The organism is Streptomyces sp. NPDC003635, assembly GCF_053587635.1.
Map to the genome: position 1 here is coordinate 1 of NZ_JBSFOK010000049.1, position 15,381 is coordinate 15,381.

12 protein-coding genes are annotated in these 15,381 nt (G+C 70.8%); 4 read left to right on the forward strand and 8 right to left on the reverse strand.

Going from position 1 to position 15,381, the window contains the following annotated elements:
- Positions 1-285 (reverse strand): cbb3-type cytochrome c oxidase subunit I (locus tag ACWDRW_RS32965; RefSeq protein ID WP_451729796.1); only part of this gene is annotated, 285 nt, incomplete at its 3' end.
- Positions 282-1,241, reverse strand: coding sequence for an aa3-type cytochrome oxidase subunit II (ctaC, locus tag ACWDRW_RS32970; RefSeq protein WP_451729798.1), 960 nt, complete (start codon positions 1,239-1,241; stop codon positions 282-284). The genes ctaC and ACWDRW_RS32965, both read right to left, overlap by 4 nt.
- Before the next feature lie 245 nt (positions 1,242-1,486).
- On the opposite strand from ctaC, the gene ACWDRW_RS32975 reads away from it, so the two are divergent.
- A complete protein-coding gene (locus tag ACWDRW_RS32975) occupies positions 1,487-2,863 on the forward strand; it encodes an aminotransferase class V-fold PLP-dependent enzyme (protein ID WP_451729801.1) in 1,377 nt (458 codons plus the stop codon).
- 59 nt (positions 2,864-2,922) lie between these two features.
- On the opposite strand, the gene ACWDRW_RS32980 is transcribed toward ACWDRW_RS32975, so the two are convergent.
- Positions 2,923-3,897: a carbohydrate kinase family protein gene (locus ACWDRW_RS32980; protein ID WP_451729804.1), complete on the reverse strand. Its 975-nt coding sequence runs from the start codon at positions 3,895-3,897 to the stop codon at positions 2,923-2,925.
- A 133-nt stretch (positions 3,898-4,030) separates the two neighbouring features.
- Between ACWDRW_RS32980 and ACWDRW_RS32985 the strand changes: the two genes are divergently transcribed.
- Together ACWDRW_RS32985 and ACWDRW_RS32990 are read left to right on the forward strand one after the other, a co-directional pair.
- Positions 4,031-4,240 carry a hypothetical protein gene (locus tag ACWDRW_RS32985; RefSeq protein ID WP_451729807.1) on the forward strand — a complete coding sequence of 70 codons (210 nt, stop codon included), beginning with the start codon at positions 4,031-4,033 and terminating at the stop codon, positions 4,238-4,240.
- A 94-nt stretch (positions 4,241-4,334) separates the two neighbouring features.
- On the forward strand, positions 4,335-5,876 hold the full coding sequence (locus tag ACWDRW_RS32990; RefSeq protein ID WP_451729810.1) for a hypothetical protein: 1,542 nt from the start codon (positions 4,335-4,337) through the stop codon (positions 5,874-5,876).
- A gap of 91 nt (positions 5,877-5,967) precedes the next feature.
- Here ACWDRW_RS32990 and ACWDRW_RS32995 read toward each other — a convergent pair whose 3' ends face one another.
- On the reverse strand, positions 5,968-6,324 hold the full coding sequence (locus tag ACWDRW_RS32995) for a HesB/IscA family protein (protein WP_451729813.1): 357 nt from the start codon (positions 6,322-6,324) through the stop codon (positions 5,968-5,970).
- Between the two features lie 324 nt (positions 6,325-6,648).
- On the opposite strand from ACWDRW_RS32995, the gene nadA reads away from it, so the two are divergent.
- Positions 6,649-7,833, forward strand: coding sequence for a quinolinate synthase NadA (gene nadA / locus ACWDRW_RS33000; RefSeq protein WP_451729816.1), 1,185 nt, complete (start codon positions 6,649-6,651; stop codon positions 7,831-7,833).
- Positions 7,834-7,851: 18 nt separating this feature from the next.
- On the opposite strand, the gene ACWDRW_RS33005 is transcribed toward nadA, so the two are convergent.
- The 4 genes from ACWDRW_RS33005 to ACWDRW_RS33020 form a co-directional block, all read right to left on the reverse strand.
- A complete protein-coding gene (locus ACWDRW_RS33005; protein WP_451729819.1) occupies positions 7,852-10,080 on the reverse strand; it encodes a protein kinase domain-containing protein in 2,229 nt (742 codons plus the stop codon).
- An 88-nt stretch (positions 10,081-10,168) separates the two neighbouring features.
- A complete protein-coding gene (locus ACWDRW_RS33010; RefSeq protein WP_451729822.1) occupies positions 10,169-13,270 on the reverse strand; it encodes an efflux RND transporter permease subunit in 3,102 nt (1,033 codons plus the stop codon).
- Positions 13,271-13,401: 131 nt separating this feature from the next.
- On the reverse strand, positions 13,402-14,085 hold the full coding sequence (locus ACWDRW_RS33015) for a response regulator (RefSeq protein ID WP_451729825.1): 684 nt from the start codon (positions 14,083-14,085) through the stop codon (positions 13,402-13,404).
- Positions 14,082-15,311: a sensor histidine kinase gene (locus ACWDRW_RS33020; RefSeq protein ID WP_451729828.1), complete on the reverse strand. Its 1,230-nt coding sequence runs from the start codon at positions 15,309-15,311 to the stop codon at positions 14,082-14,084. Before ACWDRW_RS33020 ends, ACWDRW_RS33015 begins: the two co-directional genes overlap by 4 nt.
- Positions 15,312-15,381 lie beyond the last annotated feature (70 nt).

Here is a 15,381-nt window from a genome sequence, read left to right on the forward strand (position 1 = left end):
CAGCATGATCGTGCCGTGCATCGTGAACGCCTGGTTGAACTGCTCGTTCGACATGATCTGCAGACCAGGTCGGGCCAGCTCGGCGCGCATGAACAGCGCCAGCACGCCACCGATCACGAAGAACGCGAACGACGTGACGAGGTACAGCGTTCCGATCGTCTTGTGGTCAGTGGTGGTGAGCCACTTGATCACGACGTTGCCGGGCTGCTTGCGCCTGACCGGCAGCTCGTCCTTGTAGTGGGACTCCGCCGCCGCGGCACCCTGGGGTTCGTTGAGGATGCTCACAGGTTGTTCGTCTCCCGGTTCTTCTCGTGGCTCGTCTGCGCGATGCCGGCGGGAACGTAACCGGTCTGCCCCTTCTTCACGAGGTCCTGGAGGTGCTGCTCGTAGCGCTCCTGAGAGACGACCTTCACGTTGAACAGCATGCGGGAGTGGTCGACGCCGCAGAGCTCGGCGCACTTGCCCAGGAAGGTGCCCTCCTGGTTGGGAGTCACCTCGAAGGCGTTGGTGTGGCCCGGGATGACGTCCTGCTTCATCAGGAACGGCACGACCCAGAAGGAGTGGATGACGTCGCGCGAGGTGAGGACGAAGCGGACGCGCTTGCCCTCCGGCAGCCACAGGGTCGGGCCCGGGTTGCCGGTCTGCGGGTTCCGCGTGCCCGGGGTGCCGCAGTCGTAGACGCCGCCGGCGTTGGCCGGGAAGTCTTCCTTGTAGCGGTCCGGAATCGCGTCCAGTTCCTTGGCCTTGGTGGCGTCACCGGTGGAACCGTCGACGCCCTCGACGTAGTTGAAGCACCAGCTCCACTGGAAGCCGACGACGTTGATGGTGACGTCGGGCTTGTCCTTGAGCTCGAGGAGCTTCGACTCGTCCCGGGCCGTGAAGTAGAAGAGCACCGAGACGATGATCAGCGGGACCACCGTGTACAGCGCCTCGATCGGCATGTTGTACCGGGTCTGCGGAGGGACCTCGACCTTGGTGCGGCTGCGCCGGTGGAAGATGGCACTCCACAGGATCAGGCCCCACACCAGCACGCCGACGGCGAGCGCGGCAGCCCAGGAGCCCTGCCACAGGGAGAGGATCCGCGGAGCCTCTTCCGTGGTCGGGGTGGGCATACCAAGGCGGGGGAAGTCCTTGTATGTGCAACCGGTGGCGGTCGCCAGGACCAGGCCCGCGGTCAGTGCCTGCAGCAGCTTCCGCCGCATCGGGCGCCGCGGCGAGCGGTCGGAGCCGTTGGGACTCACGTAGCGCCTTCCCGAGAGTCTCGCCCGCGCGGATTGGCTGCGGCCTGCCTTCTCGCTGGTCGGTCGCCGCCCTGCGTCGGGCAGGGGTTTGGATGTTTATGCGGACCAAACCCTAGCCGACGCCCTCCGGGGGTTCGCGGGGAGGGGTGCCTAGTCACTCCGTGGGTTCGCTGAATTGGCGGGTGCGGGTCGTTTGTGGCTGATCGCGCAGTTCCCCGCGCCCCTGAGGGGGTTAGCGTTGCCGTGTGTCCTACTTCGACGCCGCTTCCGCCTCTCCGCTCCACCCCGTCGCCCGTCAGGCTCTGTTGGCCGCCCTGGACGAGGGGTGGGCCGATCCCGCGCGGCTGTACCGGGAAGGGCGGCGGGCCCGGATGCTGCTCGACGCGGCGCGGGAGGCCACTGCCGAGGCCGTCGGATGCCGAGCCGACGAACTGACCTTCACTTCGTCCGGAACGCGGGCCGTACACACCGGAATGGCGGGGGCATTGGCCGGGCGGCGGCGAGTGGGGCGTCACCTCATCGTGTCAGCCGTTGAACATTCTTCCGTGCTCCATTCGGCCGAAGTCCACGAGCGGGACGGCGGCGCGGTCACCCAAGTGGCCGTCGACCGAAAGGGAACGGCCGACCCCTCGGCCTACGCGGAAGCCCTCCGACCGGACACCGCGCTGGCGTGTCTTCAGTCGGCCAATCACGAGGTGGGCACCCGCCAGCCCGTGGCCGAAGTGGCCGGGGTGTGCCGGGAGGCGGGCGTGCCGTTGCTGGTGGACGCGGCGCAGTCGTTGGGGTGGGGGCCCGTCGAGGGGGACTGGTCGCTGTTGACGGCCAGTGCGCACAAGTGGGGTGGACCCTCCGGGGTCGGCTTGCTCGTCGTGCGCAAGGGGGTGCGGTTCGCTCCTCAAGGGCCCCTGGACGAGCGGGAGTCCGGGCGGGCGGCGGGGTTCGAGAATCTGCCGGCCATCGTCGCGGCGGCGGCCTCGCTGCGGGCGGTGCGCGGTGAGGCCGCGCGGGAGGCGGTACGGCTGCGGGAGCTGACGGAGCGGATCCGGGCCCGGGTGCCGGAACTGGTGCCGGATGTGGAGGTGGTGGGGGATCCGGAGCGCCGGCTGCCCGGGATCGTCACCTTCTCCTGTCTCTATGTCGACGGCGAGGCCTTGCTGCACGAGCTGGACCGAGCCGGTTTCTCCGTCTCGTCCGGATCGTCCTGCACGAGCAGCACGCTGACGCCCAGCCATGTGCTCAGGGCGATGGGTGTGCTGAGTGAGGGGAATGTGCGGGTGTCGTTGCCGCCGGGGGCGGCGGCGCAGGACGTGGAGCGGTTCCTCGACGTGCTGCCGGGGGCGGTGGCCGGGGTGCGTCAGAAGCTGGGGGCGCCGGTCACCGAGACCGTCGTACGGGACGACGTCCTGGTCGTGGACTCCCTCGGCAAGCGCTGCCCGATCCCGGTCATCGAGCTGGCGAAGGTCATCGGCGAGGTGCCGGTGGGCGGCCTGATCCGGGTGCTGTCGGACGACGAGGCGGCCCGCCTGGACATTCCGGCGTGGTGCGAGATGCGCGGGCAGGAGTACGTGGGGGAAGAGCCGGCGGAGAGGGGAACGGCTTACCTGGTACGCCGGGCCGGTTGAGCCACCCGGGGGGCGCGGGGAACTGCGCGACCAGTCCCCACGCGCCCGCACCCGGCGCGTCAGCCCAGGTGCCCCCGCACCTCGTCCGCGGCCTCATCGCCGTAGGCCTTGGTGAACCGTTCCATGAAGTGGCCCCGGCGCAGCTGGTACTCCTGCGTGCCCACCGTCTCGATGACGAGCGTCGCCAGCATGCAGCCGACCTGGGCCGCGCGCTGCAGGGAGACGCCCCAGGCCAGGCCCGACAGGAACCCGGCGCGGAAGGCGTCGCCCACGCCCGTCGGGTCGGCCTTGCGCTCCTCGTCGGGGCAGCCGACCTCGATCGGGTCCTCGCCGACCCGCTCGATCCGGACACCGCGGGAGCCCAGCGTCGTGACGCGGCAGCCGACCTTGGCGAGGATCTCGGCGTCCGACCAGCCGGTCTTCGTCTCGATGAGGCCCTTCTCGTACTCGTTGGAGAAGAGGTACGTGGCCCCCTCCAGCAGTATCCGGATCTCGTCGCCGTTCATCCGGGCGATCTGCTGGGAGAAGTCCGCGGCGAAGGGGATGCCGCGGGACCGGCACTCCTCGGTGTGGCGGAGCATTCCCTCGGGGTCGTCGGCGCCGATGAGGACCAGGTCGAGGCCGCCGACGCGGTCCGCGACGGTCTTCAGCTCGATGAGGCGGGCCTCGCTCATCGCGCCGGTGTAGAAGGAGCCGATCTGGTTGTGGTCGGAGTCGGTGGTGCACACGAAACGCGCGGTGTGCAGGGTCTCCGAGATGCGCACCGAGTCGGTGTCGACGCCGTGGCGCTCGAGCCAGGCCCGGTACTCGTCGAAGTCGAAGCCCGCGGCGCCGACGAGGAGCGGCCGGGTGCCCAGCTGGCCCATGCCGAAGGCGATGTTCGCGCCGACGCCGCCCCGGCGGACGTCCAGGTTGTCGACCAGGAAGGACAGCGAGACCGTGTGCAGCTGGTCCGCGACGAACTGGTCGGCGAAGCGGCCGGGGAAGGTCATGAGGTGGTCGGTGGCGATGGAGCCGGTGACTGCGATGCGCACGGCTGGGATTCTCCTGCGGATGCGGAGGCGGTTGACAGTTAACGCTACCGGGTCCGTAGGTGACTCAGAAGCGTCCAAAACTACCCGATAGTAGATCTTTCTTCGCAGGCCATGGCGTGCCTACGGTTCCGCTATGACGAAACTCAAGGCTCCGGCGCCCGTTCCGGTCGACCTCGACGGCGATCTGGCGGCGCTGCGCGGCGACTGCGCCCGGATGGCTCCCCACTGGGCGGCTCCCGACCGGGTCACTCCGCTTCCGGTCTCCCCCTCGCTGATCCACGGGGTGAAGGTGCCGAGCAAGGCGGCACGGCTACTGGACGCCATGTCGGACTACGGCGACTGAACCGGCGCGTTCGCGGGAACCGTGCGCTCGTGTGCCGCGTCCCATTGCTGTCCCCCGGAAAGGGGATGCGGGATACGACCCTAGGAGCGATGCGGTGAACACCGAGCGACCCGGCAACGACGACGCGGCCGAGCCCGGCGCCGTCGACCACACCGGCACCCCACGGGACGCCGAGTCCGGTTCCGGCCGGCGCCGCTCCCCCGTGATCATCGCCTCCGTCGCCGCCGCGGTACTCCTCGCGGGCGGCGGCGGGGCCTACCTCGCCGCCAGTGCGTCCGACGACCCCGACGGCGGTACGTCCTCGGGCGCGCCCGGCGACGACACGCCCCCGCCGCTCGCGCTGGACGGGTACACCGAGGGCTCCACGGGTGGCATCGCGCCAGGTGAGCCGAATCCGTACGGCGCCACGTTCCAGGCGGACGGAGCGCTTCCGAAGGGGCCCGGCTCGGCTGCCGTGTACCGGACCCGGGGTGAGGTCGGCGCGGACGAGGTGTCCCGGCTCGCCACGGCTCTCGGGGTCCCGGGGAAGCCGGTGCTTCAGGGGCAGGCCTGGCGGATCGGCGCCAAGGACGGGTCGGGGCCCTCTCTGCAGGTGAACCAGCGGGCGCCGGGCACCTGGACCTTCCAGCGGTACGCGGGCGGCTCGGACAGCTGCGAGAGCCCGACCGTCTGCACGGAGAAGCCGGGCGGCTCGTCCAGCGACCAGAGCGTCGGACCGGTGAGCCCGGAGGCCGCGAAGAAGGCCGCCGCCCCGGTGCTGAAGGCGGTCGGCCAGGACGACGCGAAACTCGACACGAGTCAGGTGATGGGCGGCGACCGGGTGGTGAACGCCGATCCGGTGGTCGGCGGACTTCCCACCTACGGCTGGACCACCGGGGTGACCGTGAGCGCGCAGGGCGAGGTCGTGGTCGGCAGCGGTCAGTTGAAGGCGCCGGTGAAGAGCGACACGTATCCGGTGCTGAGCGCCGAGAGGACGCTCGCGCTGATGAACACGGCTCCGGCACAGGACCCGCGGGCCGGCGTCGGCGGCTGCGCCAGCCCCGTACCGCTGGACGGGACGGAGCCGTGCGTGGAGCCGGAGAAGCCGGAGAAGCCGGCCGGGCAGGACACGATCAAGGTCGAGAAGGCCGTGTTCGGTCTGGCCGCGCACTACGTGGACGCACGGCAGGCGCTGGTGCCGTCCTGGCTGTTCCAGGTGCGGGCGCCGGGCGCGCAGGACAGCTTCACGGTGACGCATCCGGCGATCGACCCGGAGTTCCTGACCTCGACCGCGCCGTCGGACCCCGCGACCGGGCAGCCCAGCCCGCGGCCGACCGGGCCGAGCGAGGAGGCGCCCACCCGGGACGTGACCGTCGAGGGCTACACCACCGAGGGCAAGGAGCTGACCGTCGCCTTCACCGGCGGTGTCTGCGCCGACTACGACGCGAAGGTGAGCGAGACCGAGGACGCGGTGACGGTCACGGTGACCGAGCGGCCGTGGCCCGACAAGGTCTGCATCATGATCGCCAAGGGCCACCACCGCACGGTCCAGCTGGACGAGCCGCTCGGTGACCGCGAGGTCGTGGGCTCGGACGGCAGGGCGGTCCCGCTGGAGAAGGAGGGCGCTCGGCTGCCGGAGACGTCCGGGGCCCGGTAGGGACCTCCGGACACGCAAAGGCGGCGGCCCCGTCGGAGGGGGTCGCCGCCTTCGTCGTACTGGAGCCTTGGCCGTCAGGCCGGCGGACTGCTCAGTTGAAGGAGTCGCCGCAGGCGCAGGAGCCGGTGGCGTTCGGGTTGTCGATCGTGAAGCCCTGCTTCTCGATCGTGTCGACGAAGTCGATCGTGGCGCCGCCCAGGTACGGGGCGCTCATACGGTCGGTGACGACCTTGACGCCGCCGAAGTCCTTCTCCACGTCGCCGTCGAGGGAGCGCTCGTCGAAGAAGAGCTGGTAGCGCAGGCCGGAGCAGCCGCCGGGCTGGACGGCGACGCGCAGGGCGAGGTCGTCACGGCCTTCCTGGTCGAGCAGGGCCTTGACCTTGGACGCGGCGGCGTCGGTCAGGACGATGCCGTCGGTGACGGTGCTGGTCTCGTCCGATACGGACATCTACATCTCTCCCGGGTTGTACGGAGACTGCTTGCCGACGGTTGCAACCGGCGGGGCCGCGGATTCATTCCGGGCCGAGCGCGTGTCTTACCGGTTCGTGCGGTTCCTTCTTCATGCTCGCACACAGGCCGGTGAGCGGAAAACGGCCCTTTCGGGAATGAAACGAGGCCCACAGGGATTCACGTCACATAGACGCTATGCCCGTCGTCAAACTGACGTGAACCGGTTATGATAGATAGCGTCATTTCGACGAAAAGCCAGTTGGTGACCCCGCCGACCCGGTGAATCGGGTCGGCGAGCCGCAGAACAGAAAGGGTGCGTGTCGTGACCACCGCCCAGACCCAGCAGCTCGACGTAACGCCGACGCCCCTCGCCCTGCTCCTCCTCGGCCGTGAGGCCGACCCGAGGAGCGAGCGCGGTGTGGAGTGCCCCGGTGACCTGCCCTCGCCGTCCGACCCGGACCTGGTCGAGCGCGCCCGCGCGGCCAAGGAGAAGCTCGGCGACAAGGTCTTCGTGCTCGGCCATCACTACCAGCGCGACGAGGTCATCCAGTTCGCGGACGTCACCGGCGACTCCTTCAAGCTGGCCCGGGACGCGGCCGCGCGGCCCGAGGCCGAGTACATCGTGTTCTGCGGTGTGCACTTCATGGCGGAGTCCGCGGACATCCTGACCTCCGACGACCAGAAGGTCGTGCTCCCCGACCTCGCGGCCGGCTGCTCCATGGCCGACATGGCCACGGCCGAGCAGGTCGCCGAGTGCTGGGACGTGCTGACCGAGGCCGGGATAGCCGAGCAGGTCGTGCCCGTGTCGTACATGAACTCGTCAGCGGACATCAAGGCGTTCACCGGCAAGCACGGCGGCCTGATCTGTACGTCGTCCAACGCCAAGCGGGCCCTGGACTGGGCCTTCGAACAGGGCGAGAAGGTCCTGTTCCTGCCCGACCAGCACCTCGGCCGGAACACTGCGGTGCGGGACATGGGCATGTCGCTGGACGACTGCGTCGTCTACAACCCGCACAAGCCGAACGGCGGCCTCACCGCCGAGGAGCTGCGCGCCGCGAAGATGATCCTGTGGCGCGGCCACTGCTCGGTGCACGGCCGCTTCTCGCTGGACTCGGTCAACGACGTCCGCGAGCGCATCCCGGGCGTGAACGTCCTGGTCCACCCCGAGTGCAAGCACGAGGTCGTGGCCGCCGCGGACTACGTCGGATCGACCGAGTACATCATCAAGGCGCTGGAGGCCGCCCCGGCCGGCTCCAAGTGGGCCATCGGCACGGAGCTGAACCTGGTCCGCCGCCTCGCGAACCGTTTCGCGCCGGAGGGCAAGGAGATCGTCTTCCTCGACAAGACGGTCTGCTTCTGCTCGACCATGAACCGCATCGACCTGCCCCACCTGGTCTGGGCCCTGGAGTCCCTGGCCGAGGGCAACCTCGTCAACCGCATCGAGGTCGACAAGGAGACCGAGGCGTTCGCCAAGCTCGCGCTGGAGCGGATGCTGGCCCTCCCGTAGCCCGCGAGGGGCGCCCGCTCACCCCGACACGGGTTTCCGGTCGGGGTGCGCGGGGTCGAGGGTGAACACGGTGCCGCCCGGGGTGGCCACGACCAGCGCGCCCTCGTTCAGCAGCGCCTCCGGCTCGATGATGCCGCCGGACGCGACCTGCGCGCGCGGCAGCGTCTCCCACAGCGGGTCGCCCTCGCGCGAGTCGAGCGCGACCACCCGGCCGCTGATGGTGGCCAGGTACAGGGTGTGCGTCCGCTCGTCGTGCACGGCGGGGCCCGGCGACTCCAGACTGGTCTGGGTCTGCCACAGCTGCTTGCCGGTCCTCGGCGACACCGCCGTGACCCGGCCGCTGGACGAGACGAACACCAGCTCGCCGCCGGCCAGCGACGCCTCACCCGGGTACTCGGTCGCCAGCCTCGTCGACGTGAGGGCACCGGTGTCCGGGTCCACCAGCATGATCCGGTCGTACCTGTTGCCCTCGATGGACAGGTCCGCCGGCTCGGTCCACTCCAGGACGACCAGCCGCCCGTCCAGCTCGCCGAGGACACCGCTCGCGAGCGGCAGCGTCGTACGCCGCCGTGTTGAGCCGTCCGCCGGGTCGAGCGTCAGGAGCTGGGAGTTCGTGGCCTCGTCCGTGAACCGCGTGCACTGGGCGTACACGCCCGTACCGGCCGCCGGGAACGTGCAGTAGTGATCGGCGGGCATCTCGGCGCTCCAGCGCTCGGCGCCGGTGCGCGGCGAGCGGGCGGTGACGGTCCTGCCGTCGTCGGAGGTCAGGACCATGCCGCCGGCCAGGCCCAGTTCGAGGTTCTCCTCGTTCGCCCGGTGCTTCCACAGCTGCTCACCGGTGTCGACGTCGAGACCGATCAGATAGGCGGGGTCCATCTCCGGGGAGTCCGTGGAGATGGTCTGCCGCACGATCAGCGTGTCGTCGACAGCGGCGACGGCCGAGGAGGAGTACATCGCGCTGTCGGTGGAGGACGGCGCGACCTCGGCCCGCCACAGCGTCCGGCCGGTGCTTCCGTCCAGGCGTACCGGCAGCGCGCCCTCGCCGGCGCAGTAGACGTCGCCCTCGTACATCCGGCAGGAGGGCTCGCCGCCGGGACGGCCGCCCTCCGTGGTCAGCGCGTCGCGGGCGCCGAGCGGGGCCTTCTCGAACGCCGTCGTCTCCCAGGGCTTCCAGCCCTTCGGCAGCGCGCCCCAGCGCGACGCCTCGGTCACCGCGGCAGGCGCGCCGCTGTCGCTCGCCGCCCGGTCCGGCCCGGCCAGCAGATACGCCGTCAGGCCGAGCACGAGCGCGCCGACCGTGCCGGTCGCGGCCCACAAGGGACGAAGACGGCGGCGGCGACCGGGCGCGGTGTACGCCCCCGGATCCGTGCCCGCCCCGTCGGTGAGCGTCGGTATCTCCCTGCGCAGCGCCACCGTGGGCGGGTCGTCGTCGGCCTCCCCGGCCGGCAGCGCGGTCGCGAACTCCTGGGCCAGCTCGTCCAGTACGGGGCGGTCCTTGGCCTCCTTGGCCAGACAGCGCTCCAGGATCGCGCGCAACGGCAGCCCCACACCGTCCAGAACGGGGGTGTCGTGGACCACGCGGTAAGCCGTCAGATAGGGGCTGTCCGCGTCGAACGGGCCGCGGCCCGTGACGGTGTACACCAGCAGCGCGCCGAGCGAGAAGACGTCGGAGGACGGGCCCACCGAACGGGCGTCCGTCAGCTGTTCCGGGGACATGAAGGGCGGGGTGCCGATCATCTGGCCGGTCTCGGTGAGGGTGTTGTTCTCCGCCGCGCGGGAGATGCCGAAGTCGATGACCCGGGGGCCGTCGTCGGCGAGCAGGACGTTGGCGGGTTTCAGGTCGCGGTGGACGACACCCGCCCGGTGGATGTCCCGCAGCGCCTCCACCAACCCCAGCGCGAGGCGCCGAAGTTCCGGTTCCCGCAGCGGGCCGACGTCCCGGATCCGCGCGGCCAGCGAGCGGCCCGGCACGTACTGGGTCGCCATCCACGGCCGTACCGCCTCCGGATCCGCGTCCACGACCGGCGCGGTGAAAGCGCCGCTCACCTTGCGGACGGCCTCGATCTCCTGGCGGAAACGGGCGCGGAAAACCGGGTCCTCGGCGTACTGGGCATGCACCACCTTGACCGCGACCTCGCGGCCCGAGCGCGCCCTGCCCCGGTAGACGACGCCCATACCGCCCGCGCCCAGCCGGTCGACCAGCCTGTACCCGCCGACCGACTTCGGGTCGTCCTTGTGCAGTGGCACGCCCCGATCCCTCTCCCCCGTATGCCTGTTGGGAGGAAAGGATACGGCCGGGTCCGGTGGCGGCAGCCGCCGTACCCGGCCGTTCCGGTCACACTCCGGCCGGCTCCGGCTGGGCCGGGACCTCTGTCTTCTTCTCTCGCTTCGCCGCGCGCTTCTTCGCCCGGCGCTCCTTGCGGAGTTCCAGCATCGCGTAGAGCGTCGGGACGAGCAGGAGGGTGAGGAGCGTCGAGGTGATCAGGCCGCCGATCACGACCACCGCGAGCGGCTGGGCGATGAAGCCGCCCTCGCCGGTGACGCCCAGCGCCATCGGCAGCAGCGCGAAGATCGTCGCCAGGGCCGTCATGAGGATCGGGCGCAGACGGTGGCGGCCGCCCTCCACCACGGCCTCGACGACGCCGTGACCCTGCTGGCGGTACTGGTTGATCAGGTCGATCAGCACGATCGCGTTCGTCACCACGATGCCGATCAGCATCAGCATGCCGATCATCGCGGGGACGCCCATCGGGGTGCCGGTGACAATCAGCAGGCCGATCGCGCCGGTGGCCGCGAAGGGGATCGAGACCAGCAGGATCAGCGGCTGGGCGAGCGAACGGAAGGTCGCGACCAGCAGCATGAAGACGATCGCGATGGCCGCCAGCATCGCCAGGCCCAGATTGGCGAACGCCTCGTCCTGGTCCTCGGAGACGCCGCCGATCTCGGCCGTGGCGCCCGCGGGCAGATCCAAGCCGTTGATCTTGGACTGGAGGTCCGCGCTCACCGCGCCGGTGTTCTCACCGGTCGGCTTCGCCGTGATGGTCGCGGCACGCTGGCCGTCGATGCGGGTCATCGACACCGGCCCGTCGACCAGCTTCACGTCGGCGATGTCGCCCAGCTTCACCGGGCCGAGGCGCAGGGCCTGGAGCTGCTTCAGCGTCGCGGCCGCCTTCGCCGACCTGATGACGACGTCCCGCTCGGTGTCGTCCAGGGTGGCCCGCGCGGCCGTCGTGCCGCGGACCGCCTGGGCGACCGCCATCCCCAGGGTCTGGTCGTCGAAACCGGCGGCGGCCGCCTTCTCGTTGGCCTTCACCGAGATCCGCGGGACGCTCTGGGACAGGTCGCTGGTGACGTCGGTGACGTCGTCCAGGCCCGCCACGGCCTTGCGGACCTCCTCCGCGGCCTCGCGCAGGACGGTCCCGTCGGCCGCCTTGACGACCACGCTGAGGTCCTGGCTGCCGAAGCCGTCACCGGCGGCGACGGTGGTCGTGCCGACGCCGTCGAGCTTCTTCAGGCCGGCCTCGATCCGGTCGGTGACGTCGTCGGAGGACGCGGAGTCCTCCAGCATCACCGAGTAGGACGCCTGGTTGGTGTCCGTACCGCCGCCGAAGGCCGCCATGAAGCCGGACGAGCCGATGGTGACCTGGTAGTCCTTGACGCCCTCGGTGTCGCCGAGCAGCCGCTCGACCTTCTTCGCCTGCGCGTCGGTCGCCGCCAGGCTGGTGCCGGGCTTCAGCTCCTGCTTGACGGTGAGGACTTCCTGCTCGCCCTGGTCGAAGAAGTTCGTCTTCAGCAGCGGCGCCATGCCGAAGGTGCCGATGAGCACCACCACGGCGATGGCCACGCTGGTGAGCCGGCGGCGCGTCGCGAACCGCAGGACCGGGACGTACAGGCGCTGCAGACGGCTCCTGGCCTCCTTCTCCTCGGCCGCGCGGCGGGCTTCCTCGGCGTCCTCGGGGGTGCCCTTCGGGGCGCGCAGGAACCAGTACGACAGCACCGGTACGACCGTCAGCGAGACGAGGAGGGAGGCCAGCAGGGCCGCCGTCACGGTCAGGCTGAACGAGCCGAACAGCTCGCCCACCATGCCGCCGACCAGGCCGATCGGCAGGAACACGGCGACCGTGGTGAGCGTCGAGGACGTCACCGCGCCCGCCACCTCGCGGACCGCCTTGAGGATGGCCTCCTCGCGCTCCTCGCCGTAGCCCAGGTGCCGCTTGATGTTCTCCAGGACCACGATCGAGTCGTCCACGACCCGGCCGATGGCGATGGTCAGGGCGCCGAGCGTGAGCATGTTGAGGGACAGGTCCCGGGTCCACAGCACGATCAGCGCGAGCACGACCGAGAGCGGGATGGACACGGCCGTCACCAGCGTCGAGCGCACCGACGCGAGGAAGACCAGGATGACGAGGACGGCGAAGAGCAGACCGAGGGCGCCCTCGGTGGTCAGGCCGTCGATGGCCTTGGCGACCGCCGGACCCTGGTCGCTGACGACCGTGACGGTCGCACCGGCGCCGAGGTCCGCGCGCATCTGCGCGAGCTTGTCGTTCACCGCGTCCGAGATGGCGACCGCGCTGCCGTCGCGGTCCATGGTGACCATGACCGCGAGGCTCGGCTCGCCGTTGGTGCGGGTCAGGGAGTCGGCCGGAGCCTGCTCCTGCTCGACCTCGGCGACGTCGGCGAGGCGGACCGGCGTGCCCTCGCCCTTGATCCGCAGGTTCTCGATCTGCTCCAGCGAGGTGAAGCCGCCGCCGACCTGGACGGTCCGGTTGGCACCGTTCTCGTCGAAGGAGCCGGCCGGCACGGTGGCGCCGCCCGCCTGGAGGGCCTGGGTGAGGGACTGGGCGGTCAGCCCGGCCTTGGCGAGCTTCGCCTCGTCCGGGGTGACGCTGACCTGGAGGTCGCGCACACCGTCGACGGTGACCTGGCCGACGCCGTCGATGTCCTTCAGATCCGGAACGACGGTCCGGTCGAGCTGGTCGGCCAGGGCCTGCTGGTCCGTGTCGGCGGTGACGGCGAGCACGACGGTCGGCATGTCGTCCGTGGAGCCGGCGACGACCTGCGGGTCGACGTCGTCGGGGAGCTGGACGCGGGCCCGGTTGACGGCCTGCTGCACATCGGCGACGAGTTGCTGGGTGTCGTTGCCGTACTCGAAGGACGCCATGATCAGGGCGTTGCCCTCGCTGGCCGTCGAGGTGACGCCGGTGATGCCGTCGACACCTTCGAGGCTGTCCTCGATGGGCTCGACGACCTGGTTCTCCACCACGTCCGGGGACGCGCCCTGATAGGGGGCGAGCACAGACACCATGGGCAGTTCGATGGACGGCAGCAGTTGCTGCTTGAGCTGGGGTATCGCGATCGCCCCGAAGGCGAGCGCGATGATCGACACCAGCCCGATCAGGGCTCTTTGGGCAAGGCTGAACCTGGACAGCCAGGACATGGGATCAGGGTCTCTCTTCTGTCGAGCAGAGCGGCTTCTACACCCTGAGCCATCCGGAACCCCTGATTCGTAGCCCCGAGGTCCCGTTCCTTATACAGCGCATACTCCGGGCGCAGTACGCCGGTCCGACGTCAGTCCACCCTTGGGCGTACCAGCCCCGACTCGTAGGCGATCACCACGAGCTGGGCCCGGTCCCGGGCGCCCAGTTTCGCCATGGCCCGGTTGACGTGGGTCTTCACCGTCAGAGGGCTGACGACGAGGCGCTCGGCGATCTCGTCGTTGGAGTGGCCACCGGCGACCTGCACCAGCACCTCGCGCTCCCGGACGGTGAGCGCGTCGAGCCGTTCGGCGCGGGCCGGGTCGTGGCTCTCGTCGCCCCCGTCGCCCTGCGCGAGGAAGCGGGCGATCAGGCCCTTGGTGGCGGCCGGGGAGAGCAGGGCCTCGCCGCCCGCGGCGACGCGGATGGCGTTCAGCAGTTCGTCGGGCTCGGAGCCCTTGCCGAGGAAGCCGGAGGCGCCGGCCCGCAGCGACTGCACGACGTAGTCGTCGACCTCGAAGGTGGTCAGTATGACCACCCGGACGTGGGCGAGGGAGGGGTCCGCGCTGATCAGGCGGGTGGCGGCGAGGCCGTCGGTACCGGGCATCCGGATGTCCATCAGGACGACGTCGGCGCGCTGTTCCCTGGCCAGCGCCACCGCCTCGGCCCCGTCGGACGCCTCCCCGACGACCTCCATGTCGGGCTCGGAGTCCACCAGGACGCGGAAGGCGCTGCGCAGCAGGGCCTGGTCGTCGGCGAGCAGGACACGGATGGTCATGCGGTCTCCCCCGGCTCTGCCGTGGTGGCGGTACGGGTCTTGACAGGCAGGATCGCATGGACGCGGAAGCCGCCGCCGTAGCGGGGACCGGTGGTCAGGGTGCCGCGCAGGGCGGTGACGCGCTCGCGCATGCCGAGCAGTCCGTGGCCGCCGCCCTCGACGGGGGCGTCGGGGTCGTGGACGCCGTCGTCGAGGACGGTGATCTCGACATGGGGTCCCACCCGGACGACGCTGACCTCGGCCTTGGCCTCGTTGCCCGCGTGCTTGCGGACATTGGTGAGGGCTTCCTGGATGACGCGGTAGGCGGCGAGGTCGACGGCGGCGGGGAGGGTGGTGCCCTGGTCGGCGCGGGCGACCTCGACCTGGAGTCCGGCGCTGCGGAAGGTGCCGACGAGTTCGTCGAGCCGGTCCAGGCCGGGCGCGGGTTCGGTGGGTGCCTCGGGGTCGCCGGACTGTCGCAGCAGGCCGACGGTGGCGCGGAGTTCGTTGAGCGCGGAGCGGCTGGCCTCGCGGACGTGGGCGAGGGCCTCCTTGGCCTGGTCGGGGCGCTTGTCCATGACGTGCGCGGCGACTCCGGCCTGCACGTTGACCAGGGCGATGTGGTGGGCGACGACGTCGTGCAGGTCGCGGGCGATACGGAGGCGTTCCTCGGCGACCCGGCGGCGGGCCTCCTCCTCCCGGGTGCGCTCGGCTCGTTCGGCGCGTTCCTGGATGGCGTCGACGAAGGCACGGCGGCTGCGGATGGCGTCGCCGGCGGTGGCGCCGATGCCGGTCCAGGCGAAGATGGCGAGGTTCTCCTGGGCGTACCAGGGGAGGGGGCCCGCGAGCATGGCGGCGCCGGTGAGGACGGTCATGGTGAGCAGGCCGAGGCGCCAGGTGGTGTGGCGGTCGGTGGTGGAGGCGACGGTGTAGAGCGCGATGACCGCGGACATGGCCACGGGGGCGCGGGGGTCGCCGGTGACGCTCTCGATGACGGAGACGGCGCCGGTGACGGCGAGGACGGTCCTGGGGGCGCGGCGGCGGAAGACGAGGGCGATGGCGCTGACGGTGATCAGGAGCAGGCTGGGGACGTCGGGGCTGCGGATGCCCCAGGTGACGCCGTCCTTGCCGTGCGGGTCCACGAACGAGCCGGCCACCATGCAGATCAGGGCGCCGGCCGCGATGGCCGCGTCCAGTGCGAGGGGGTGCGCTTTGAGGTGGGCTCGGGCGCGGTCGAGGGTGTTCACGGCTGATTACGGTAGCCGGGGTTGCCTCCGGCGGAAGCACCGCGATGCATCTGCGGGCCGGTGAGGGCTG